Origin of the sequence: Methanosarcina mangrovi (assembly GCF_052057765.1) — an archaeon.
Classification (GTDB): domain Archaea; phylum Halobacteriota; class Methanosarcinia; order Methanosarcinales; family Methanosarcinaceae; genus Methanosarcina.
This window is the reverse complement of the sequence record NZ_CP195120.1, coordinates 1,907,558-1,931,658: the sequence shown is the minus strand read 5'-3', so window position 1 is coordinate 1,931,658 and position 24,101 is coordinate 1,907,558. Positions and strand designations below refer to the sequence as shown.

The following is a 24,101-nucleotide window of genomic DNA, read 5'->3' as shown; positions in this document are numbered from 1 at the left end:
AAAGACCGCTCTCCTGCGTCGAGCGGGACAAGAACGACACAATATAGCAAATATGGTTGTATGGGGTCAGAACCCAGGAGTTTGAGTCCAAGTTATTTTTTCAAAAATATCAACCATGTAAAGATGGACGAACAAAAAATCAGGTAAAAAAGAAATGGAAGGAAGAGAAATTTACTTTTTTACTCTTCTGACTCTTCTCCTATCCATTCGTTAACTTTTTCCGGGTTGTTTGAAACCCAGTTTGCTGCGGCTTCTTCAGGAGCGGTTCCGTTTTCGATGTCCATCATGACAGCCTGAATATCATCATGGGTCCACTGGAAGCGGGTCAGGATGCCGTAAAGGTTGGGCTTTTCTTCTTCGAGGCCGAGCTTTGCCAGGGTTTCAACATGGTCGGCATCGCCGTACGCACCTTTCGGGTCATCGAGGTATTTGAGGTCCCAGCGGTTGAAAGCCCAGTGAGGGGACCAGAGGGTTACGACTGTCCACTCTTCGGAGTCGATTGATTTTTTCAGGGAAGCGGTCATTGCGGCACTGCTGCCTGAAACGAGCTCCATATCAAGGTCATAGTCGGAGATTGCGGTTTCGGATGCCTGCATGATGCCTGCTCCGGGGTCGATCCCGATAATCTGGCCGTTGAACTTATCCTTTTCGGAATTGAGCTCCTCAATGGAGTCTATGGTTACGTAAGAAGGCACTACAAGCCCGATCTTACAGTCTTCGAGGTTAGTCTGGACGGAGTCGATCTGGTCTCCGTAAGCTTCCCAGTAGCTCTGGTGAGTGTAGGGGAGCCAGGCAGAAGTGGTGAAATCGAACTGCCCGTCAGCAAGTCCCTGGTAGAGGGGGCCTGCATCTACCGCAACGATTTCCACGTCTTCATACCCTGCCTGTTCGAGGACCTGCTGCATCACATTGGTGCTTGCAATCTCCCCGTCCCACAAGACATAGCCTATCGTTACAGGTTCACTGAATTCCGAAGCCTCATCGGGAGGAGCGGCTTCTGCGCCTTCTCCGGTTTCGTCTCCCTGTTCTGCGCAGCCTGCTGCGAAAAGGGAAAGCCCTATTATCAGAACGATTGCCAGAACCGATCCGAGTTTTTTTCCTTCAGGATTTAATTTTAGATTTGTCAAAATATCTACAACCTTTTTTTGAGTTTTTTTTATTTTTGGTTTTTAACCAGGGGATTGAAATGAAAGATGCACCGTCTTCTGGGGGATAGAGGGTGCCCCTGTTAAAGTGAAAAGTCCTGATTCCTGAGAACCCTGAATACCTGTTTCGGGACGAAATCAGGAGCGGGTGCTTTCAGGGTCAGGTTTTTTTTCAGAACCGAGTGTTTTCAGGATTCACGGAATTTTATTTGGGACTCAGGTTCTGAGTAATCCGGTCAAGGAAAATCGCAATTATAACAATCGCGAGCCCTGCTTCAAAGCCCATGCCGATATCCAGTCTCTGGATTCCGTAAAGGACCTGGTACCCGAGTCCACGGGCTCCTATCATGGCTGCAATGACGACCATGGAAAGGGAGAGCATAATGCACTGATTGATCCCGGCCATAATAGTCGGGAGTGCCACAGGCAGTTCAACTTTGGAAAGTTTCTGCCAGCCCGTGGAGCCAAAGGCATCTGCAACCTCGGTAAGCTCTTTTGGAACCTGTCTGATCCCGAGGTTTGTGAGCCTGATTGCGGGAGGCATTGCAAAAACAACAGTTGCGATCATACCCGGAACATTCCCAAGTTTGAAAAAAATAATTGCAGGGATCAGGTACACAAAAGACGGCATTGTCTGCATGAAATCGAGTAAGGGTTTTACAATGTGGCCAAGAATGTCGTTTTTTGCAGAGACGATCCCCACGGGAACCCCTATAAGCAAGGCAAAGAAAGCGGAAGAAAGCACAAGGGCGAGCGTTTCCATCGAGAGTGTCCAGAGCCCCATATTGTCGATAAGGAAAAAACCGAATGCAGTCCCGATTGCAAGCTTGAGATTGCGCTTTCCAGCAAAGTAGACGAGCAAGGATATTCCGAGGACAAAGAGTTCGGGAGGCAGGAAAAGCAGGGCATCCTTTAAATTCGAGATCAGGAAGTCGAGCTTATCACTTGTGAAGTCAAGAAGCGGGCCGAAATTGGCTTCGATCCAGTCCACGGCAAATTCAACCGTGTCCCCGATGGGGAGGCGGGGGATCAGCATGTTTTCACCTCCGTGCCCGGAATGGCATCAGGCCTGGAAGGAGCTTCGGCAGGAGTCTCGGCAGGTGTTCCGTCCTTTGCTTCTGCCTCCGCAGGGAAAGGGGCACTGCCAGTTCCGTCATTAATAATCCCATCATTAATTATACGGTCATTTGTTATACTGCCCGGAATTCCGGAGCCTTCGGAAGGAGGACCGGCTTCCCCTTCATTTTTGCCACTGAAGATAGTTTTTTCTGGGGTTTTCTCTTCGGAAGGGTTTCCTGCAGAGTTTCTTTCTTCCGGGTTCTTTCCTTCTGAATCGCTTCCTTCAGAAGCCTGTTCTTCGGAAGCCTGTTCTTCGGAAGCCTCAGCCTGTCCGTTTTCTCCGGACATTGCAAGGGCGCCAAGTACAGTACCCCGAACTATAATTCCGAGAAGTTTTCCGGAATCATTGACCACTGAAAGGGGGTATGGGCTTTCCGCAATCAAGGGAATTACTTCGCTAAGGGGAAGGTCAGGAGCCACATGGGGAGCCTCGGGAATCATCGCTGCTTCAAGGCTCTTTCCGGTCTTCAGGGCTTCAAGGGCGTCCCCTATCATGAGTATGCCTTTTAAGCGCCTGTTCTTTCCTTCAACTACGTAGATTGAGGAGATCCCGTGATCTTTCATCAACTGGATGGCAACCCTGGGCCCGGAATTGAGAGATACGAGCGGTTCGGGCCGTTTCATTACCGATTCGGCTGTCAGGATCTTTGACCTGTCGACTCCTGCAACGAACCTTGAAACATAGGAGTCGGCGGGTTCGGTCAGGATCTCTTCGGGAGTCCCTATCTGGACAACTTCCCCGTCTTTCATTAGAGCTATACGGTCCCCGAGCTTGAGGGCTTCGTCCAGGTCGTGGGAGACAAAGATAATTGTCTTCTGTACCCTGTCCTCAAGGGCAAGCAGCTCGTCCTGCATGTCACTCCTGATAAGGGGATCAAGGGCGCTGAAAGCCTCGTCCATGAGCAGGATGTCAGGGTCATTGGCAAGAGCCCTTGCAAGCCCTACCCTCTGCTTCATACCCCCGCTGAGCTGTGTTATCTTACTGTGTTCATAACCTTTGAGCCCCACTGTTTCGATGGCTTCGAAAGCCTTAGAATAGCGTTCCTCTTTAGGGATTCCCTGGATCTCAAGCCCGTAAGCCACGTTGTCCAGAACTGACCTGTGAGGGAGCAGGGCAAAACTCTGGAAAACCATGCCAAGCTTACCTCTGCGAGTCGTTCTCAGTTCCTCAGGGCTCATAAGGGTAATATTCTGCCCGTCGATCAGGATCTCTCCTGCCGTTGGTTCGATCAGGCGATTCAGGCAGCGCAGGAGGGTGGATTTTCCGGAGCCCGAAAGCCCCATTATTACGAAAATCTCTCCGTCGTAGACCTCAAAATTCACCTTGTTAAGCCCGACAGTATGTTTTGTTTTTTCAAAAATTTCACTTTTGGATAAACCTTTGTTTAGAAGGGAAATTACTTTCTGGGGGTCTTTTCCAAAAACCTTAGTGATGTTTCGTACTTCGAGTTTTACATTTTTGTCCATTATGACACCCCGGTTTGACCGAAGTTTTTTAAGAACTATCGATATTCGTAAGGAAATAAAGGGAGTTGCCACAAAAATCCGGGAAATAAAAACTGAATTTTAGTCAAATTAGTTGTGTCTGTACAATTAATTTAAGGCAACTGAAAATATAGATCAAAGAAAACTTTCTATTTTTTGCAGCTTAAATGGTTTATTTTCCTGCCTGTTACTTTTTCACAATGCTATATAATATTATTGCGGAAAATTAATATATTACAAATATTGGGAGAAACAAAAATGGCATAAACCATATATAAAGTCAGGATCTAAAAGTATGAAATTTGACTTTACTTTAGCATATTTGGGTTTCGGGTTATGCGCGGTATTATATAAAAATGAATTTCCCCCATGGAGAAACATCTATAGATTATATGAACTGTAAAACTTTTATAAAGACATTGACGCGGTTTCATGATGATCCGGCTCAAATGAACTTATCATCGAGCTTAAATGAACATATTTTACTGTACAGGGGAGTTGTTGAATAAGAAATTTTTATGCAGTTTGAAGGCCGAGTTTCCAAAAGAATGATTTAATTGAAAAGTTTATATATTAAAAGACTGAAAAAAACAGAGAAATCAGGGAATCGGGAAAGTCATCGCAACACTTATACATGTCTTATGACATTTACTCGCAGGTTCAGATGATGAAAGCAGTACTAGGATTAGAAGACGGAACAATTATTAGGGGCACCGGTTTCGGTGCCGAAGGCACAGCTTGCGGCGAACTTGTTTTTACCACTCAATTCACGGGATATGAGGAGGCTCTGACTGACCCTTCCTACAAGGGCCAGATTTTAATGTTCACCTACCCTCTGATAGGGAATTACGGTGTCAGTGGGGAGCGTTTCCAATCCGACAACATCCATGCGGAGGGGCTTGTTGTCCGGGAAGCCTGCAAAAAACCCTATCACTACAAATCCACCCGTTCTATTCACCAGTTTTTGGAGGACGAAGGAAAACCGGGGATAGAAGGCGTGGACACCCGTATGCTCACCATAGGGGCAAGGGAGCGCGGGACCATGCGTGCTGCCCTGATTACCGGCAGTGATGATGGGGAAGAGGCCGTGGATGTGGCAAGGAATTTCCCACAGATAACGGATGAGGAACTTATCGCCCGCGTAACATGCAAGGAACCCCGCTTCATCCCCGGAGCGGAGGGCGCCTGGAAGGGCAGTGGCAAACCCAAACATGCGGTTGTGGTCGACCTCGGCATAAAGAGGAACATCATAAACAACCTGCATAAAAGGGGAATTGACCTCACCCTGGTCCCTGCGACCGCAAAACCGAAGGAAATCGCAGGGTACGAACCTGACATGCTCTTTATCTCAAACGGGCCCGGAGACCCGGAAAAAGCAACCGATGCGATTAATGCGGTAAAGGCTTTTGCAGGCACGATTCCGGTAGCCGGAATTTGTTTCGGGCACCAGATCATCTCCCTTGCAATGGGAGCCAGGACTTACAAGCTTAAGTTCGGGCACAGGGGAGGAAACCAGCCTGTAAAGGACCTGATCGAAAATAAGATTTTCATAAGCTCCCAGAACCACGGGTATGCCGTTGATGCGGATTCCCTTGAAGGGACCGGCCTTTATGTGAAGTACCTGAACGCAAACGACAAAACCGTTGAAGGGGTATCCCACAAAGACCTGAACATTTTCAGTGTGCAGTTCCACCCCGAAGCCCAGGCCGGACCCATGGATACCGAGGAGACGTTCTTCGGCAAGGTCGTAAAGGTCCTCGGAGGGGATCTCTGATGCCAAAACGTGAGGACATAAAGAAAGTTTTGCTTATAGGTTCGGGACCGATTACGATCGGGCAGGCTGCAGAGTTTGACTTTTCGGGGAGCCAGGCGTGCAGGTCCTTAAAAGAAGAAGGTGTGCAGGTAGTGCTCGTAAACTCAAACCCTGCAACCATCATGACCGACCCCGAAATGGCGGATTCGGTCTACATCGAGCCCCTTGATGCCAGAATTGTGGAAAAAATCATTGAAAAAGAACGCCCGGACGGGATCATTGCAGGCATTGGCGGACAGACCGGCCTGAATATCACGAGCGAACTTGCGGAAATGGGCGTCTTTGAAAAGTACGGGGTCCAGATCCTGGGAACCCCTGTCGAAGCTATTAAAAACACGGAAGACAGGGAACTTTTCAAAGAGACCATGTTGAGGATCGGGGAAAAGGTCCCCCAGAGCCGTGCAGTCCATACTTTAAAGGAAGCCGAAGAGGTTGTCGAGGAACTCGGCCTGCCTCTGATCGTCCGCCCGGCTTACACCCTCGGAGGTGCCGGCGGCGGAATTGCCCGCACAAAAGAAGAGCTCCTTGAGATTACCGAACGCGGGCTCAGGCGCAGCCGCATCAGCCAGGTCCTTATCGAAGAAAGCGTGCTCGGCTGGGCAGAAGTCGAGTATGAGGTCATGAGGGACGCAAAAGATACCTGTATCGTAATCTGTAACATGGAAAATATCGACCCCATGGGCGTCCACACAGGAGAATCGGCGGTCGTTGCCCCCTCCCAGACCCTGACCGATGCAGAGCACCAGATGCTCAGGAGCGCCTCTATTAAGATCATCCGTGCCCTCAAAATCGAAGGAGGGTGCAATATCCAGTATGCCTTAAAGGAAGGCGACTACCGCATTGTCGAGGTAAACCCGAGGGTCTCAAGGTCTTCAGCCCTTGCGTCCAAAGCCACGGGCTACCCGATTGCCCGCGTAACCGCAAAGATTGCAATCGGAATGGCGCTCGATGAGATCATTAACAGCGTCACCAAAAATACCCCTGCTTCTTTTGAGCCGGCTCTGGACTATGTGATTACAAAGATCCCAAGGTGGCCTTTTGACAAATTCGTAACTGCGGACAAGACCCTGACCACAGCCATGAAGAGTACGGGAGAAATCATGGCAATCGGCAGGACAATGGAAGAGTCCCTCCTTAAGGCTTTCAAGTCTCTTGATATTGACTCCCAGCTCGGAAATAAGCGCTGGGACGAGCACGAGATCAAAACTCTTCTCAAGACTCCCACAAGCGAACGCCTTTTCGTGATCTTCCATGCGCTTGAGCGGGGAATGTCGGTAAAGGAAATTGCCGAACTCACGAGCATCAATCCCTTCTTCATCTCAAAAATGAAGAAAATTGCTGAAATGGAAAAACGCATCCGGACAGAAGAACTGACCCCTGAACTCCTGCGCGAAGTAAAGAAGATGGGCTTCCCGGACACCCGCCTTGCGGAACTGACCGGTAAAACAAGGGAGCAGATCAGCGACCTCAGGCACGACGCAGGAATTTTAGCCACCTTCAAGATGGTCGACACCTGTGCAGCTGAGTTCCAGGCAGCAACCCCCTATTACTATTCCACTTACGAAGATACCTGTGAGACAAACTCCACAGACAGGAAGAAAATCCTCATTCTCGGTGCAGGGCCCATCAGGATCGGACAGGGAATCGAGTTTGACTACTGTACCGTCCACGCAGTAACCGCGCTCAGGGAAGAGGGCATAGAGACCCATATCATTAACAACAACCCTGAGACCGTCTCAACGGACTTTGACACCTCGGACAAGCTCTTTTTCGAGCCCCTCACCATGGAATACGTAATGAACGTAATCGAACGTGAGAGGCCTGACGGGGTCCTTGTGCAGTTCGGAGGGCAGACCTCGGTCAACCTCGCGCTCCCCCTGAAAAAGGAATTAAAGCGCAGGACCGACCTTGACACCGTGATCATGGGCACCGACCCCGAAGACATGGACCTTGCCGAAGACAGGGAAAAGTTCTACGTCCTCATGCAGAAATTCGGAATCCTCCAGCCGGAAGGCGGGTATGCGACCTCCCAGCAGGAAGCAATCGAGGTTGCCCAGAGGATAGGGTTCCCGGTCCTGGTGCGCCCCTCCTATGTGCTCGGCGGCAGGGCAATGGAGATCGTTTATGATGAAATCGACCTTGAACGCTACATGAAAGAGGCAGTCAGGGTCTCTCCCGAACACCCCATCCTTATTGACGACTTCCTGGAAGGCGCCTGCGAAATCGACGTTGATGCCGTCTGCGACCGGAAAGACGTCCTTATCGGGGCAATCATGGAGCACATCGAAGAAGCCGGAGTCCACTCCGGAGACTCTGCCTGTGTAATCCCGCCCCAGTCGCTTTCGGAAGACGTACTTGCCCAGGTGAGGGACTATACCCGGAAGATTGCGCTCGGCCTGAGGGTCAAGGGCCTGATCAACATCCAGATGGCAGAAAAAGGCGGAAAGGTCTTTGTGCTCGAAGCCAACCCGCGTTCAAGCAGGACCATCCCCTTCGTCTCAAAAGCTGTCGGCCTCCCGCTTGCAAAGATTGCAGCCAAAGTAATTGCCGGACACAGCTTAAAGGAGATGGGATACACCGATGAGCCAAAGCCCAAACACGTCTCGATCAAAGAAGTCCTCCTGCCCTTCGACAAACTGCCCGGAGCAGACCCTGTCCTCGGCCCCGAAATGAAGAGCACGGGAGAAGTCATGGGTGTGGACTACGACTTCGGAAGGGCCTACTATAAGGCAGAGCTTGCAGCCGACAACCTCCTGCCCCTTACGGGAAAGGTCTTCCTCTCGATCAGGGAAGCAGACAAGCCCGAACTCGTGGAAGTTGCAAGGAAACTGCAGGCAGCAGGCCTCGAACTCATGGGCACCCGCGGGACAGTGAACTACCTTGCCCAGCACGGAGTCTTCCTTGATACTGTAAAGAAAGTCCACGACGGAAGCCCGAACGTAATCGATATGATGCGCAGGGACGAAGTCGACCTGATTATCAACACCCCGACAAGCAAGCAGTCCCGCAGAGACGGCTCAAGGATCAGGCGGGCAGCCGTTGACTTCAAGGTCCCCTACATCACCACGATCCAGGCAGCAATTGCTGCAGCCGATGCAATCGAGACCATGAAGAAAGGGCAGGACCTTACGATCAAATCCATCAACGAGTACCACAAAGAGATGGGGCTGTAAGGTCAGTAAGGTGAAAGAAAAAAGCCCGTAAGAAAGTACTGCTTAAAAAATCGCTGTGCCAGCGGAAAACGGAAGAATTAATGAGAACCACAGCCGACAGGGTGGCTTTCCATCCTCCGGCAAAAAATACCAGTTTTTGAGCCCGGCAGCCCTTTAGCTGTCAAATCTTCAGGATTTACGGCTAAAGCATACTGCTACCAAAATTATTAAACTTATTAAACTTATTAGTCCATTAATCCATAACCCATTAGTCCATTAATTCATAGCCTATCAGTCCATTAATCCGTTAATCCATAACCCATTAATCCAATAATCCGTTAATCCATTAATCCGTAACCCATTAATCATTAATCCATTAATCTGCTAAATCATGAACCAACTGCTTTTTAAAGAATTAAATGGTTAAACTCACCAGATTCATTATCGTCCTTATCATAAATTACCAGAAAGGGGTAGTAAAAGCATGGTAAAGAAAGTTGCACTTGCATATTCCGGTGGGCTTGACACCTCAGTGTGCATCCCCATCCTCAAGGAAAAGTACGGGTACGATGAAGTAATTACAATTTCAGTAGACGTCGGCCAGCCCGAAGAAGAGATCAAAAAAGCTGATGTAAAAGCCCAGAAGATCAGCAACAAGCACTACACGATCGATGCAAAGGAAGAATTTGTAAAGGATTACATCTTCCCCCTGATCAAAGCCAACGGAAACTACGAAGGCTACGTCATGGGCACATCGGTAGCCCGCCCGCTGATCGCCAAAAAAGTGGTAGAAGCAGCCATTAAAGAAGGTGCAGTTGCCCTTGCCCACGGCTGTACGGGAAAAGGCAACGACCAGCTCCGTTTTGAAGCCGTCTTCCGCCAGACTGACATGGACGTTATCGCCCCGATGCGGGAGATGAACCTGACCCGTGAGTGGGAAATCAATTACGCAAAAGAGCACGGAATCCCTGTCGAAGCCACAAAGTCCAAGCCCTGGAGCGTTGACGAAAACATCTGGAGCCGCAGCATCGAAGGCGGCAGGCTTGAAGACCCGTCCTTTGTCCCGCCGGAAGAGATCTTCGAGTGGACCAAATCCGCAGAAGATGCCCCGAACGAGCCCAGGATCGTTGATATCGACTTTGAAGCCGGAGTCCCTGTTGCCCTTGATGGCGAAAAGCTTGGCGGCTACGCCCTTGTCAAGAAGATGAACGAGATTGCAGGCGAGAACGGCGTCGGCAGGACCGATATGATCGAAGACCGTGTGCTCGGCTTAAAAGCCCGTGAGAACTACGAGCACCCGGCTGCAACCGTGCTCCTCGCAGCCCACGCCGATCTCGAGAAACTCGTCCTGACCCGTGGGGAACTGAAGTTCAAGAAGATCGTTGAAGAGCAGTGGTCCGAAATGGCATACGCAGGCCTTGTGGACGACCCCCTGTTTGCCGACCTCAACGCCTTTATCGACAAGTCCCAGGAAAGGGTCACGGGTACAGTGAAAGTGAAGCTCTACAAAGGCGCACTTACTATCCTTGCCCGCAGCTCGCCAAATGCACTTTATTCTGAGGATCTCGTTTCGTTTGACAGCCAGACCATTGACCAGAAGGATGCGGAAGGATTTGCGAAGTATCACGGGTTCCAGGCGAGGATGTACAGGAAAGTGATGGAAAAATAAAATTGAAGGTTTTGTCTGTTCCTCCTTTTAGAGGGAGCAGACTTCTACTTTTTAATTTAACTTCGTTATTCTCTAGCTCTTTTTTCTGTTTTGATAATTGTTTGCTTGGAAGCAAATTTCTATATTTTCTAAAAAACAGATAACTTTTTTGAGATCACATTTTATACCCCGGGTTCTCACCGGTCGACGGAGGAGACCGGCTTTTCCTAAACTAAATAGAAAGTGTTTTATTTTTTCCATATGAAAGAAAGTTACTGCTTAGAGATTTGGTCAAAATAATATGATTTCATTACTAAAATTCTAAAATCCCTAGTCTGAAAAATGTAGTCTTAGCCAAAAAAGTTATGTTTATGAGGAAAACCTATGGTATTAGATAAAATTAGAAATTTTTGTCAAAATTATAAAGTGAATCTAGAACCTAAGGTTTCCATCAAACCTTCTATAACTCTTTTTGGAATACTTTCATTTGAACTATTAGAAATTGAGCCAAAAGATGCTGTTGAATTAGAAGCGATAGATCCTGAAAACTGGAGTCCAGAGACTAAAACCAAAATCAACGAGTACCTTCAAAATATATTAGATATGTCTTTGGAGGAATATTGTTCACAACTGAAAAAAGAACTAGAAAAAACGAAAATTGAAACAGTAAAGTCTATATTAGAAAGTGTTACAAAGAATATCAAAGAAAGCCCTTTACTTACTCTCGATGAATTTGAATCCAGGACAGAGAACAGAGATGTTTGTAGTAAAGAATATTCAAAATTTGTAGGAAGACAAGATGATTTAAATTCATTAAAAGATTTTGTTACAATATCTTCCGATAAAATACTGATACTCACCGGGCCTGGAGCAATAGGAAAAACGAGGTTAAGTATAGAGTTTGCTAGACTTATGAGACGTGAAATAGAAGATTGGGATGTTTATTTTATCCACCGTGAGAACAATTTTAATAAATTCCGTGCAAGAAAATATACATTACTAATTTTGGATGAGGCATCAAGGTATCCAGAAATTGAAAGAAGCAAACTTATTGATTTTGTCTTGCATCCTCCCAAAGAATCTAGCTATATGAAACTCATACTTATTTCGAGACCAATTTTCAAAGATTCAATTGAAAGTGATTTAAGGGAAAGGTATGCAAGTTTCACTGATCTTCATCTGGAAAAAGGAAATATAGCTGAATTTCTACAACATAATTTAGATGTAAAAGAAAATATTGCACTCAAAATTGAAAAATTAGCTGATAACAGTTTTTTGAATGCTATATTTTACAATGAGTATTTCAAAGAAAAAGGTAAAATTAACGAATCAAAAAATATTTTAGCTCATAGAGTCGAAAAGTATGCCAATGATATTTGCAATAGGTCTTCATACAGAATAGAAGAAGTAAGACTAGCTCTTTCAAGAATCTCTTTAATAACACCTGTGTCATGGGCAGAAGACAAAGAATTTTTGAAAATGTACAAAAAAGATCTTGATGTTGTGGAAGAAATAATTCGGCTTTCCGATAGTAGGAATTTAGATCTTCTTTTCTATAGGCAGAGTTCTTTTACTAAAAATACTAATGTTAAGTATGATTTCAGATATGACCCTGTTGCTGATTTTCTAAGGGCAGAATATATTAAAAAAGACGAATCGGTAAGTTGGATCCAGAAACATATTTCATATTTTCCTTATAGAATGACATGTAATCTTTTTTTGATCCAAAGATATGCTCCGAATCATTCTCAAAGGGTATCTCAAATTATTTCTGAGATCTGGATGGGCATTAATAGTTCAAAGGGTAATAACCTTGAATACTTTGAAGCTTTTGTTTTTCTTACAAGCGATTTTTTACCATTCAATCTGAAATCAATCGAAGATCTCAATCTTGACAATTTAATAGATTCATACAAGTCCGTATCTTCATCATCATTTAAACATGAAGTTAGCTTTTATTATTCAAGTACTCTTGCAAATTTAATTATTCCCTGTGGATTAGTCAAACGATTTGACTATGTTAATAATTGCCTAAAGGAAATGAGAGACATTTGCAAAAAAGACTCAGATAATATGGCAGAAATATTTGCAAAAGGATTGTGTAATGCGATTAATAGCTATGGAATTGCCCAAAGATTCGAAGATGTAAATAATTGCATAAAGGAAATGAGAGAACTTTCTAGACTATATCCAGACCACGTGGCAGAAATATTTGCAAAAGGATTGCATGATGCAATGAATCATTATAATCGCGCCAGACGATTTGATAATATATGTGATTTCTTGAGTGAAGTAAGAGATCTTTACAAAGAGCATCCAAATGAAGTCGTAGATAAACTTGCAAAATGTTTGCATATTGCAATTTGCTATTCTGGCAGTAATGAACAGTTTAACGACATGAGCTATTTTTTGGATGAAACGAGAGAACTTTATAACGAATATCCGGGGTATGTTGTAGAAGAGCTTGCAAAAAGTTTAGCTAATGCAACTCACTATTATGGCAGCACCAAAAGATTTGACGATATGCACAACTGCCTAAAGGAAATGGATGATCTATATAAAAAATACCCAGATAATGTGGCTGAAAAACTTGCATATGGCTTTATTAATGCAACTAATTATTATGGCAGTTCTGGTCAATTTGACTATGTACATGAATACTTAAACAAAATGAAAGAAATTTGTAAAGAATACCCAGATCATTTGGCAGAAAAATTTTCTAAATGTTTGTACAATGCAATCTACTACTATAACAGTGCAGGACGGTTTCAAGATGTAAATAATTGCCTGAAAGAGGCAAAAATACTTTACAAAAAACACCCCGATAGCGTGGATGAAAAACTTAGAGAAGTTATTCATTCATGTCCTAGTGATTTATAAAGATAGCTCCTATTATCTTGATCAATAATCTAAATGTATAAACAAACATTGTGGAGAACAGTAAGACAGTAGATCACCAGCAGGAAAAATATATTTCAACTGAGCTAGTTACGGTGAAGATTTTCATTTCGTATTTGGAGATCCAGTTTCGGAGAGATCCAACGAAAATTGAATCAGGTTACTAAGTTTTCGGGTCGTGGGTGCGAGCCATTGATCAGATATGAAAAAAAGAACACGCACTCCATGTTTTAAAAAAAAATAGGGAGAGATCCGAAGGCTCTTGGTTTTCAGTAACTCACACCCACGACCAGTTTTCGATTGAATCAGAAATTTCCCCACGAGGAAAAAATCGATTAATCTAAAGAAGCCCGGCAAAGTGCCCCTTATAAAACTGTAAAAATCATGGTTTTTTCAATTTCACTTTTCTTAACATTATCTTCACAAACGTGTTCGGGGTAGATTTAAGCGGACCGCCGGCAGGAAAAATATATTTTAACTGAAATTGGTATATGGAAGGTTTCATTATCTGTTTATTGGTCTAGTTTTGACAATTTATCATATTCTAAAACATTACTCAATAAAAGATTCTCTTTGTTTCAAAAGATAAACTCTCGAGGTGCTCTTTCCAAATTTACAAAGACTCGAAAATCAAAGAAAAAAATAGCTTTTTCACATCAGTAACCTGATTTTGTTTAAAAAACCCGAAAGTGTTCTACATCTGTTATCAAAACTATCCAGAAATTCAAAAGAAAGTTCATCAGAATAGTTATTAAGATTAATGTTATTGATAAGCAGATATCAAATTGTAACTTAACGCTTTTAGCTTCGAGGAGGAGAAATTTGTTCTGGGATGAAGTATATAAGGGCACGCCACCGTGGGATATTGATCATCCTCAGCCTGCTTTTCAGGCTCTGATAGAAAGTGGAGAAATCAGGCCTGGTCGAGCTCTGGACATAGGATGTGGCCGGGGTGAGAATGCAATAATGCTGGCTAAGAATGATTGTGACGTTACAGGAGTAGACCTTGCTAAAGACGCTATCTCCGATGCAAAGGCAAAGGCCATAGAGCGCCATGTTAAGGTAAATTTTATTGTAGGAAATGTACTGGAGATGGACCAGCTTTTCACGGAGGATGAGTTTGATATTGTTATTGACTCCGGCTTGTTTCATGTGATAACGGACGAAGAGAGGCTACTCTTTACTCGACATGTGCACAGAGTGCTCAAGGAAGGTGGCAAATACTTCATGTTGTGTTTCTCTGATAAGGAGCCGGGCGAATACGAGCTGCCAAGAAGAGCTTCAAAAGCTGAAATAGAGAGTACTTTTTCGCCTCTATTTAATATAATTTATATAAAAGACGTGATTTTCGATTCGCTGCTTAACCCTGGTCGCAGGCAAGCCTACCTTTTGTCGGCTACAAAAAGTTAATTAGAGCAAGAAAGTATTTTCTAAAAAACCGGTAAATTGTGAAATAGATCAGCTCTTAAAATTACTATTTCTAAAGCTGAAAAAATTCCGGATTTTTCAATTTCACTTTTCTTAACCCTTTTCTTAACAAACGTATTAGGGGTAGATTTAAGCAGACCGCCGGCAGGAAAAATATATTTAAAGTGGATTAAAAAGAGTTTTCAAGTAAGAAATAAAATTATACAACTTCAGAACTGGTAGAGGATTTTTCAGCAATAGCCACGTACTCGGCAAAGGATTCTGATTCCGGAATAGGTAAATTGTCTTCCAGTAATCCCTGAACGTGCATTTCAATGGCTTCGTAGATATTTTTCTCTGCTTCTTCTCGGGTAGAGCCGGTAGCTACACAGCCCGGAAGGTCAGGAGAATATGCTGAATAATTGTTATTTGCTTTTTCGATTACAACGAGGAAACGGTGCATGATTTAGTCCTCTATTTTTAATTGAGCTTGTTTTAATATGCTGTTCAATGTTCCCGGAGCAAGATCATCTCCACTATGACCTGCAATTGTCACCCTACCTGGTTTAGCAGGATGTTTGTATTGCCGGTGGCTGCCTTTTGTTGCAACCAGATACCAGCCATCGGCTTCAAGATGTTTTATGACCTCACGTACTTTCATTTCAATCTGTCTTCATGGCTATTTAAATGTAATTCGAAAACTTGCAGAATCCGGGTAGGTGGAGTCCATTTCTTAATCTGATAACGATCCATTCATCAATAACTTCTTCCAGATTTCTACGGCATTCTTCCAGGGTTTTGCCTGTAGCCCATAAACCCTCAAGTTCGGGAACTTCTCCATAATAGGGTTCTTCGTCATCGATTATTTTATATTGTGCCCTTTCAAAAGCTGCGTGGATGTACCGGATAAGCATGATTACACCTTTCCGAATGTGGTATATCTAGTTTTATGCTGTTTAAATCTTATATAGATTCTGTGGATCGGATGATTAAGTTTTGGTTTACTACTGCTGACCGATGAAGAAAATGCCTCTTTCTAAATCATGACGATTTTTCCTAATCCATAACTTACCTGAAAAACGTCGCTCAAATCTGAAAATTTCCCAAAGGGAAAAGAATCGCTTAATCTAAAGAAGCCCTGCAAAGTGCCCCTTATAAAACTGAAAAATCGCGGGTTTGTAATTTCACTTTTCTTACTATTATCTCAACAAACGTGTTCGGGGTAGATTTAAGCAGACCGCCGACAGGTAAAATATATTTAAGTTAAATTGAAAGTAGAAGAAGAGCTTTCACTCAATATTCAGAGGTTTAATTTCGGATAGTTCAGAGATTAACACTGGGAGAATGTTAAAAAATTAGAGGAAATGACCCTGAAAACAGAATATCTCCTCAATTCTAAATCTTAAATATTTGACTGAGTTTTTATCTGATCTATAATTCCCCTTGCCTCAGTAATCATATAATTTGCATCATCAACTGAAATCCTGTTGCATTTGCTCATTTTTTCAACGAGATTAATGAAGGGTTTAAGTGTGGAAACAGCTTTTGCGTCCTTGCCTAACTCAAGGAAATGTATTGTTTCATCAAGAGGTCTAATGAGAGCTTTTTTTGTTCCCGCGTTTTTTGAGAGGGTATTTTTCGCATAGTCTTTGAGATCGTTCGTTCTATCAAGAGGCGTTAACTCAGCAGAATCAATGGAAAACATGCAGATATCCCAGTTTTCATTGCGGATATCTCCCCACAATATCCTGTCCCCATAAATAGCAGGATGTCCATAGGATTGCTCTGTGTTAGTTATCTGGTATTCGGTGGAACTGGAAATGTCATACATGTAGATGTCTCCGTTCAGGTTACGACTATCATCCCACACGATCCTATTCTCAAAAATTACAGGATTCCGCTGAGATGCTGGATCGGTAGTAATCTGAGTTTTTGTAGACGTTGCGATATTGTACATATAGATATCCCAGTTTCCACTGCTAGGATCTGCCCATACTATCGTGTCACCGTAGATGGAAACATCATATTGGTCGTACTCGTCACTGGTAATCTGGGTTTCTTGTTGAGTGGAAATATTATACAGGTAAATATCCATGTTTCCACTGCGGCTATCCAACCATACTATTTTGTCATCGTAGATAGCAGGGGAATACTGGTATCCATCGCCAGTGATCTTCGTTTCTGTTAAGGTGGAGACATTGTACATGTAGATATCTGATCCACTTCGACGGTCCTCCCAAACAATGTTGTCCCCATAGATGGCGGGGGCGAATTGGGACGATTCATCGGTGGTAATCTGATATTCCATTGAAGTGGAAACGTTATACATGTAGATGTCCGTGTTCCCTGGATCCACATTTCCATTCCGATAATCCACCCAAACAATCCTGTCACCGTAAATAACAGGCTCTGTCGTATATATGTCTGGATATTCCTGATATGATTCATTGTTTGTGATCTGAGTTTCCGTAGAGGTAGAAAGATTGTACATAAACACATTTTTGTATCCGTTGTTATAATCCGCCCACACAATTCTGTCGCCGTAGATACTGGGATCATATTGATCCGCTTGATTGGTAGTGATCTGAGTTTCCGTTCCCTGTGCCATCTCAGCGGATGCAGTTGCGCATATAAAAGGCAAAATGAATAAAGCTACAAATATTGGATATAGTCTGTTTCTTGTTTTCATTTATCAGTCCTCAACTAATCTCTTAATTATTGAATTTCAGTCATTGTCGCTAACATTGAGACATAAATCGTAAACATGCAAAATAGCGTAGCACTATTTAGAGTGGCTATAGCGGAACCTTAACGTAAGCCTTGATACAAATCAAAATTAAATAATTCTGAAATACAGAGCTAAATGGCTCTGTTACAAATGGCCCTGTTACAAACCCAATTTACTTTCTAGAATTGTTATTCAAAAGAAACCTTTGCAACAAACATGTATGAATTCCTCCAACTTTTTTGCACTGTTTGCTGGATAATAATATAGCGTGTCCTTATATAAAATACTTTGGAGTCTGCCAAAAGTTTCATTTTGTATTTTACGGTCCAGTTTTTATTTTTTTACCTGATCCATAACTCACTTGAAAAAGCATCACTTGAATGAGATAAATTTCTCTCCAGAAGAAAAAGAATTGTTTAATCTAAAGAAGCCCGGCAAAGTGCCCCTTATAAAACTGCAAAAATCACGGGTTTTTCAATTTCGTTTTTCTAACTTAATCTCAACAAACGTACTCGGGGTAGATTTAAGCAGATCACCGGCAGGAAAAAGATATTTTAACTGAATTGAAGGACAAAATAAGAAATCTCCTTTCTTGTTCGACATCCCTAAATTATAAACCTCAAATCCACTTCCATTTAAATAATCATCATTATAATGATGATTTTAGCTCCAAATATCGTCATTGTAATGAAAGATATAAATACTCTACACACAAATATTCCCTTATGAAGCAGCTCATGAAAATGTGGAACCCCTGGTGGACAGAAAGAAAGGTCCCCGCTTCCAAAAAGAGGATCTCACGCCCCGAAACTCTTCAAACAATCCTGAAGCTTCTGGATATCAGAGAGGTGATCTGCATTACCGGGGTCAGGCGATGTGGGAAGTCGACTGTGATGTACCAAGCAATAGACCATCTTATAGGAAAGGGAGTGGAACCTGAAAATATCCTTTACTTCAACCTCGATGAACCTTTTGAAGACAAAAGCATAGGGTTGCTCGACAGAATATTTGGGGAATATATAGAGCTTCATGTGCCGAAAGGAAGAAAATATATCTTCCTTGATGAAATCCAGAATATAAAGGATTGGGAACAGTGGATCAAAAAGTTCTATGATCTTTATGAGGAAGATATCAAATTTGTGCTTACGGGTTCAAACAGCAGTATGCTCTCTGACCAGCTCTCCACCCTTTTGACCGGGAGGATGATCACAAAACATGTGTTTCCTCTTTCATTTAAAGAGTATCTGGATTTTGAAGGCTTTGAACCAAAAGATCCTGACATTCAGAGAAACGAAGTTCTGCACTATTTCAACAAATATCTCTTCAAAGGAGGCTTTCCCGAAGTTGTCCTTGAAGAGGATATGGATATCAATCACCTCCGGCTAACCGAATACTTCAACAGTATTCTCCTTCGGGACATAGTGGTGGGCCGGAATATCCGGGAAAGTGCAAAACTTATCGAACTTGCCAATTATTCCTTATCAAACATCTCTACCCTCCTAAGCTATTCAAAAATTTCAAACGCAACAGGGCTATCGGTTAACAGCCTTAAAGAATACCTGCTTTACCTGGAACAGGCCTACCTGATATACCAGTTAAACTTCTTTTCATACTCAGTTAAAGATTCGATCTCAATCAAAATGCCCAAAAAAATATACTGCATTGATAATGGGCTTCGAAATTCCGCAGCATTCACCTTTTCTGCCGATGAAGGAAGGCTGGCAGAGAACTTGGTCTTTGTAGAGTTGAAGCGGAGAAAAGTAGAATTCTTTTACTGGAAAGAAAAAAGAGAAGTGGATTTTGTAATAAAAGGTATAGATGGAGCGCTCACAGGTATAAACTGCACTTATACGGATCACATAAAACAGGGAGAAATCAATGCTCTTCTGGAATTCAAGGAACATTTTGGGGAGAAAGTTTCCAGGTTAATCTTGCTTACGAAGAATCTCGAAAAAGAGGAAAATGATATTATCTATGTTCCTCTCTGGAAATGGGTTCTTGGAACCAGATGATTGAAATGATCCATTTTCTGACGACTTCCTTAATCCATAATTCCTCTTAAAAAACGTCGCTTGAATCGAAAAATCCCCCACGAGGAAAAAGAATCGATTAAGCTAAAGAAGCCCGGCAAAGTGCCCCTTATAAAGCTGCGAAAATCACGGAATTTCAATTTCGTTTTTCTTAACGTTATCTCAACAAACGTATTCGGGGTAGATTTGAGCAGACCGCCGGCAGGAAAAAAATATTTCAAATGAATTTAATTTTAAAAAAATTTGTAATATCGGATAACTAAAATATTTGCCGATACCGATATATGCTATGGACACATATCGGATATATAGAATTATGGCCAATACCGATACTTTTCTGATTCAAGAAGAACTTCTTGTACGAATAAATGAAAAAATGAAGCAGCTAAACTCCATGCGGCCCATTCCGGCAGATACTTTAGGCAGGCTCCATGAAGAGATGAGGTTAGTGCACACCTACCACTCGAACGCAATAGAAGGGAATACGCTAACACTCCAGGAAACAAAACTTATCCTGGAAGAAGGGCTGACTATTGGCGGAAAATCTCTCCGGGAGCACCTTGAGGTGAGCAATAACGCAAAAGCTTTTGATCGGATGGAAGAGTTAGCAAAGAAAAAACGTTCAATAGACCATATCGTAATTCAGGAAATCCATGAAATTGTAACCAGAAGTATACTTGAAGATGCAGGTAGATACCGCACCAGAAATGTGAGGATAACCGGCGCAGTAAAATCTCCGCTCGATTGGTCGAAGATAGTGAAACTGATGGATGAACTTATCGAAAAAGTAGCTGAAAGCAAAGCTCATCCCATTGAAACAGCTTCCTTCCTGCATCACAGGTTTGTAGAAATTCATCCATTCAGCGATGGAAACGGACGGGTAGCCCGGCTTCTCACAAACCTGTATTTGATTGCAAGGGATTATCCTCCTGTCGTGCTTAAAAAAGAGGACAGGAAAAAATATTACAGGTCCCTTAGAGCCGCAGATTCTGGAAACCTGGGGCCGTTTGCCAATTTCATTGCAAAAGCTGTAGATGAAAACCTGACCCTCTATCTCTCCATATCAGGAGGAAAGGATGAACTGATGCCTCTGAAAGAACTTGCCACGGAAACTCCTTATTCTCAGGAATACCTCAGTCTGAGAGCCAGACAGGGGCTTCTGGATGCTGTAAAAATAGGCAAAACATGGCACAGTTCAAAACGTGCGATCGAACAATATCTATCCGAGCACGGGAATAAAGATATTTGATTTCCGTGTTCTTAACAAATCTATTAGAAAGAGATTTAGGCAAACCACCAGCAGGGAAAATGTGTTTCAATTGAATTGCTATGGAGAAAATTTTCATTTCGTATTCAGCCGTTCAGTTTTGGATAGATCCAATGAAAACAAGATTCGGTTAACAGGCTTTTATCGAATTCGAAAACAACCAGTATAATCAAAAAGATATTGATAACTCCTGGAAATAGTCTGGAAGAGAACATCTCGATAAGAATAAAACTTACTGACCTGTAAAAGATAATTCCCAATCTGTAAAGACTCTGGATTAAGAAAAAAGTATATTCCGAATCTAAATATATTTAAAAAAATGGAAAAGAAATAAGTGTTGATGTAACTCAGTTAGACAAACAACATTTAGTATCTGCGGTTTTCTCTGGGTTTCCTGTGGTTAGGAAGACACTCTCTGCAATAAACCGGTCTTTCTGGATCAGGTTTGAAAGGTACTTCGGTTTCAACACCACAATCGGAACAGGTTGTCTTGTGCATTTCTCTGGGAGCGCCAAAATTAGAATTTCCTCTGAAGTTTCTGTCATTAAAAGCCATTTATGTTTCACCTTGGTTTTAGTTGTTGGTTAATTGTTTGAAAATAAGATTGTATATAACTCTTTGATTAAAAACAAAAAATGGTTTTTAATAACAGGTCATTATACTGCTCTTTATTTTTCAACACATATACCTGGCACTTAAAATATATAAATATATCTATGAAAAATAAAAAATACCGCTAAATTTATCATCCATGATAAGTGCCCCTTCTAAATCTGCACAAATCATGGAGTTTTTCGATTTCGCTTTTCTTACCTTTATCTTAACAAACGTATTTGGGAAGATTTAAGCAGACCGCCGGCAGGAAAAATATATTTAAAGTGAACTGAATGGAGAAGAAGAACTTTCATTCAATTTTAAGCAACTTACTTTCATCTTCAGGGAAGAGAGGCGAAAACTAATGGAAAAATTGAAATTTACGGATATCTTTGCAAGTCAAGTCAGAGAAACACTTCACCCTTTGTCCAGAGTTCATCAAATTTTGTCTTGAATCGCTTTGCATATGCTTCATCATATATTCTTGTCATGCCGAGGTTTCTACCCGTATTGAACTGGTCTTCAATATCAAGAAGGGTTATCCTGGAATCAATGATTACAAAATTGTATTCGGTCTCTAAAATTCTTACTTCCATCAGGTCCTTAATATTGCGTTTAAATGACAGGTCTTCTATCGAATTAATAAACTCTTTTAAAGATGGCAGGAATTTTGATCCCGGATCTAAAATTTTAACTTTTATGCCGCGCTGTACCAAACTCAAATAGGCTTTGCTAAAGGTGGATATTGAGGCATCATATAGCTCTGATCTTCCAGGCTTGTACTTAAGATGGATTACAACACATATTTCATGCTCGATTTTCTCAAAAGACGAATCTACCATTTCATTCAGTTCATTATTACGAAACCTGTCAGGCCAGAAGACGGTTTCAACATTTTGTGGTGAATTGTCGTTGCAAAGTTCCCTTTCGATTTCATCAAATGTTTCTTTGAGCATTTTGAGCTCATTGAGTGTTTCTTCCTCTTTTCTTTTGTACATGAGTTTAAACGCACTTTTAGGATCGACCGCCCGGTATCTCTGTGGCCGTGACGGTTGGATTTCAACAAGCTCATAGTTTTTGAGGGCTTTGAGAACCTCGTAGATCTTTCCTATAGGGACCTTCGATGCATGTGATAATTTGCTTGCTTCCATAGAATCTTGTTTAAGAAGAGTCAGGTAAACCGAACTCTCATACTTGTTCAATCCAATTTTTGCAAGTAATTTTTCATTCATTTTTTCACTACTTTTCAGTTTATTGTAGAGTAAAACGGTTATCTTTCCGAACGATATTAAGACTACTGTTCAAGCATATGAAAGCGAAGTTATTAAGTTAAAGGCTATGCTGACCGACCGAATATATCCGTTCAAAATAAAAGAACGATATGTGACAAAGGTTGCCTCGAAATCTATAGAAGAATAACAAATAACAAACTCCAATAATAAGTTACAAACTAAATAACAAGTAATAAACTCCATGAAATAATATGGGATAGATTAACTAAAAGTGGTCAAGATGATGTTTACAAAAAGTAACAAATATGATTTTGATTTTGTTAAAGAAAACATGATGGGACCAAATGCAATAAAGATTCTGGAGGAAGTGTCCGAATCTTTGAAGCTTGAAAAAGGCATGAGAATACTTGATCTTGGATGTGGGAGAGGGCTGACCTCAATATTCCTGGCAAAAGAATATGATGTTACGGTTTTTGCAACTGATCTCTGGATAAGTGCAACAGATAACTATGAGAGAATCAAGTCAATGGGACTGGAAGATAAAATAATACCAATACACGCAGAAGCTCATGATCTACCGTTTGCAAATGAGTTTTTTGATGCTGCTATCAGTGTAGATGCCTATCATTATTTCGGGGTTGAAAAAGATTATTTGACAAAGTATTTTGCTCCACTCGTAAAAAAAGGAGGGCAAATAGCAGTTGCAGTTCCGGGCTTGAAGCAGGAATTTACAAATGGAGTTCCAGCAGAATTAGTGCCATACTGGTTTGATGATATGACTTTAACTCTACACTCATGTGATTGGTGGTATAATTTATGGAAAAACTCTGATTTGGTAAGTATTAAAGAATGCAAAGAATTAAATTGCTTAAAAGAATCCTGGCAGGATTGGCTTTCGTGTGATAACGACTATGCCCGTAGAGATATTGGAATGATGGAAGCTGAAGGTGGGAATTACTTTAATCTGATTTCACTCATAGCTACAAAGTTATGATTCAAAATCTGTTGAGGAACTCACTACCCGGCCTGCAAAATTCCGTTCATTAGCTTCCTCAGACCGGCATGAGGTCTTCAGGGATGTGGTTTGGGGGGAAATAAGGTTCTATGGATTCCATAGAACATCATCGATTTCACGGAAGGACATAAGTCCATATTTATAATTTCAACACAATATTAGGTTCGGGATAGATTATAGTTAAAAACTTCAAGTAAAGCAGAAGAACATAGTGATACTTTTAAAAAACAAACATAAAATTATTCAAACTACAGGCAAAAAGAAACGAAAGTACTTTTCAAGTCACATTACTTTCATTCCAAACAGATAAAGAAAAAAATGAGCGGTTGGAAACTGCTACTTCTTCAACCGTACGTTGCCGTGTTTTCGATTTCTTAATCATCCGGGTGCGTTTGGGAGAGTTTTAAGCAGACCGCCGGCAGAAAAAATATATTTTAAGTGAATTTTTTTGAGGGAAGATTTTTGTTTCGTATTCAACGACCCGGTTTTCTGATGATTTTTTTAAACCATATTCACTTGAAAAACGTCGCTTGAATCAGAAAAATCCCCCACGAGGAAAAAGAATCGC

General features: G+C 42.2%; 17 protein-coding genes. 8 read left to right on the top strand and 9 right to left on the bottom strand.

Annotated elements, in window-relative coordinates:
* Positions 1–179 precede the first annotated feature (179 nt).
* The 3 genes from ACSAZL_RS08810 to ACSAZL_RS08800 form a co-directional block, all read right to left on the bottom strand.
* Complete coding sequence (locus ACSAZL_RS08810) at positions 180–1,127, bottom strand: glycine betaine ABC transporter substrate-binding protein (RefSeq protein ID WP_440948309.1); 948 nt, start codon at positions 1,125–1,127, stop codon at positions 180–182.
* A 223-nt stretch (positions 1,128–1,350) separates the two neighbouring features.
* Positions 1,351–2,181: an ABC transporter permease gene (locus ACSAZL_RS08805; protein ID WP_440948308.1), complete on the bottom strand. Its 831-nt coding sequence runs from the start codon at positions 2,179–2,181 to the stop codon at positions 1,351–1,353.
* Positions 2,175–3,731 (bottom strand): quaternary amine ABC transporter ATP-binding protein, encoded by a 1,557-nt coding sequence (locus ACSAZL_RS08800; RefSeq protein WP_440948307.1) that lies wholly within the window; start codon positions 3,729–3,731, stop codon positions 2,175–2,177. The genes ACSAZL_RS08805 and ACSAZL_RS08800 overlap by 7 nt, the downstream gene beginning before the upstream one ends.
* 685 nt (positions 3,732–4,416) lie before the next feature.
* Here ACSAZL_RS08800 and carA point away from each other — a divergent pair.
* The 5 genes from carA (at position 4,417) to ACSAZL_RS08775 (ending at position 14,670) form a co-directional block, all read left to right on the top strand.
* On the top strand, positions 4,417–5,523 hold the full coding sequence (gene carA, locus ACSAZL_RS08795; protein WP_440948306.1) for a glutamine-hydrolyzing carbamoyl-phosphate synthase small subunit: 1,107 nt from the start codon (positions 4,417–4,419) through the stop codon (positions 5,521–5,523).
* Complete coding sequence (carB, locus tag ACSAZL_RS08790) at positions 5,523–8,735, top strand: carbamoyl-phosphate synthase large subunit (RefSeq protein ID WP_440948305.1); 3,213 nt, start codon at positions 5,523–5,525, stop codon at positions 8,733–8,735. The genes carA and carB overlap by 1 nt, the downstream gene beginning before the upstream one ends.
* A gap of 463 nt (positions 8,736–9,198) precedes the next feature.
* A complete protein-coding gene (locus ACSAZL_RS08785) occupies positions 9,199–10,383 on the top strand; it encodes an argininosuccinate synthase (RefSeq protein ID WP_440948304.1) in 1,185 nt (394 codons plus the stop codon).
* Between the two features lie 363 nt (positions 10,384–10,746).
* Positions 10,747–13,242: a hypothetical protein gene (locus ACSAZL_RS08780; RefSeq protein ID WP_440948303.1), complete on the top strand. Its 2,496-nt coding sequence runs from the start codon at positions 10,747–10,749 to the stop codon at positions 13,240–13,242.
* Positions 13,243–14,082: 840 nt separating this feature from the next.
* A complete protein-coding gene (locus ACSAZL_RS08775) occupies positions 14,083–14,670 on the top strand; it encodes a class I SAM-dependent methyltransferase (protein ID WP_440948302.1) in 588 nt (195 codons plus the stop codon).
* A gap of 217 nt (positions 14,671–14,887) precedes the next feature.
* On the opposite strand, the gene ACSAZL_RS08770 is transcribed toward ACSAZL_RS08775, so the two are convergent.
* The 4 genes from ACSAZL_RS08770 to ACSAZL_RS08755 all read right to left on the bottom strand — a co-directional run bounded on the left by ACSAZL_RS08770 (position 14,888) and on the right by ACSAZL_RS08755 (position 17,308).
* The gene (locus ACSAZL_RS08770) at positions 14,888–15,130 is read right to left on the bottom strand and encodes a type II toxin-antitoxin system HicB family antitoxin (RefSeq protein WP_011022122.1); all 243 of its coding nucleotides are present in this window, start codon (positions 15,128–15,130) and stop codon (positions 14,888–14,890) included.
* Positions 15,131–15,133: 3 nt separating this feature from the next.
* Positions 15,134–15,328 carry a type II toxin-antitoxin system HicA family toxin gene (locus ACSAZL_RS08765; RefSeq protein WP_011022121.1) on the bottom strand — a complete coding sequence of 65 codons (195 nt, stop codon included), beginning with the start codon at positions 15,326–15,328 and terminating at the stop codon, positions 15,134–15,136.
* A 22-nt stretch (positions 15,329–15,350) separates the two neighbouring features.
* Positions 15,351–15,581, bottom strand: coding sequence for a type II toxin-antitoxin system HicB family antitoxin (locus ACSAZL_RS08760; protein ID WP_440948301.1), 231 nt, complete (start codon positions 15,579–15,581; stop codon positions 15,351–15,353).
* Between the two features lie 488 nt (positions 15,582–16,069).
* Complete coding sequence (locus ACSAZL_RS08755; protein WP_440948300.1) at positions 16,070–17,308, bottom strand: hypothetical protein; 1,239 nt, start codon at positions 17,306–17,308, stop codon at positions 16,070–16,072.
* An 812-nt stretch (positions 17,309–18,120) separates the two neighbouring features.
* Between ACSAZL_RS08755 and ACSAZL_RS08750 the strand changes: the two genes are divergently transcribed.
* Both ACSAZL_RS08750 and ACSAZL_RS08745 read left to right on the top strand, forming a co-directional pair.
* Complete coding sequence (locus ACSAZL_RS08750; RefSeq protein ID WP_440948299.1) at positions 18,121–19,407, top strand: ATP-binding protein; 1,287 nt, start codon at positions 18,121–18,123, stop codon at positions 19,405–19,407.
* A 307-nt stretch (positions 19,408–19,714) separates the two neighbouring features.
* A complete protein-coding gene (locus ACSAZL_RS08745; protein ID WP_440948298.1) occupies positions 19,715–20,674 on the top strand; it encodes a Fic family protein in 960 nt (319 codons plus the stop codon).
* Positions 20,675–21,058: 384 nt separating this feature from the next.
* Here ACSAZL_RS08745 and ACSAZL_RS08740 read toward each other — a convergent pair whose 3' ends face one another.
* A complete protein-coding gene (locus tag ACSAZL_RS08740; protein ID WP_440948297.1) occupies positions 21,059–21,247 on the bottom strand; it encodes a CxxC-x17-CxxC domain-containing protein in 189 nt (62 codons plus the stop codon).
* Between the two features lie 443 nt (positions 21,248–21,690).
* Complete coding sequence (locus ACSAZL_RS08735) at positions 21,691–22,518, bottom strand: TrmB family transcriptional regulator (protein ID WP_440948296.1); 828 nt, start codon at positions 22,516–22,518, stop codon at positions 21,691–21,693.
* A gap of 280 nt (positions 22,519–22,798) precedes the next feature.
* On the opposite strand from ACSAZL_RS08735, the gene ACSAZL_RS08730 reads away from it, so the two are divergent.
* On the top strand, positions 22,799–23,512 hold the full coding sequence (locus tag ACSAZL_RS08730) for an SAM-dependent methyltransferase (RefSeq protein WP_440948819.1): 714 nt from the start codon (positions 22,799–22,801) through the stop codon (positions 23,510–23,512).
* The last annotated feature ends 589 nt before the right edge of the window (positions 23,513–24,101 follow it).

Coding starts and splice junctions, on each gene's coding strand:
- ACSAZL_RS08805 (WP_440948308.1), bottom strand. CDS start 2,181: ATGCTGATCCCCCGCCTCCCCATCGGGGACACGGTTGAATTTGCCGTG.
- ACSAZL_RS08800 (WP_440948307.1), bottom strand. CDS start 3,731: ATGGACAAAAATGTAAAACTCGAAGTACGAAACATCACTAAGGTTTTT.
- carA (WP_440948306.1), top strand. CDS start 4,417: ATGAAAGCAGTACTAGGATTAGAAGACGGAACAATTATTAGGGGCACC.
- carB (WP_440948305.1), top strand. CDS start 5,523: ATGCCAAAACGTGAGGACATAAAGAAAGTTTTGCTTATAGGTTCGGGA.
- ACSAZL_RS08785 (WP_440948304.1), top strand. CDS start 9,199: ATGGTAAAGAAAGTTGCACTTGCATATTCCGGTGGGCTTGACACCTCA.
- ACSAZL_RS08780 (WP_440948303.1), top strand. CDS start 10,747: ATGGTATTAGATAAAATTAGAAATTTTTGTCAAAATTATAAAGTGAAT.
- ACSAZL_RS08770 (WP_011022122.1), bottom strand. CDS start 15,130: ATGCACCGTTTCCTCGTTGTAATCGAAAAAGCAAATAACAATTATTCA.
- ACSAZL_RS08765 (WP_011022121.1), bottom strand. CDS start 15,328: ATGAAAGTACGTGAGGTCATAAAACATCTTGAAGCCGATGGCTGGTAT.
- ACSAZL_RS08760 (WP_440948301.1), bottom strand. CDS start 15,581: ATGCTTATCCGGTACATCCACGCAGCTTTTGAAAGGGCACAATATAAA.
- ACSAZL_RS08750 (WP_440948299.1), top strand. CDS start 18,121: ATGAAGCAGCTCATGAAAATGTGGAACCCCTGGTGGACAGAAAGAAAG.
- ACSAZL_RS08745 (WP_440948298.1), top strand. CDS start 19,715: ATGGACACATATCGGATATATAGAATTATGGCCAATACCGATACTTTT.
- ACSAZL_RS08740 (WP_440948297.1), bottom strand. CDS start 21,247: ATGGCTTTTAATGACAGAAACTTCAGAGGAAATTCTAATTTTGGCGCT.
- ACSAZL_RS08735 (WP_440948296.1), bottom strand. CDS start 22,518: ATGAATGAAAAATTACTTGCAAAAATTGGATTGAACAAGTATGAGAGT.
- ACSAZL_RS08730 (WP_440948819.1), top strand. CDS start 22,799: ATGATGTTTACAAAAAGTAACAAATATGATTTTGATTTTGTTAAAGAA.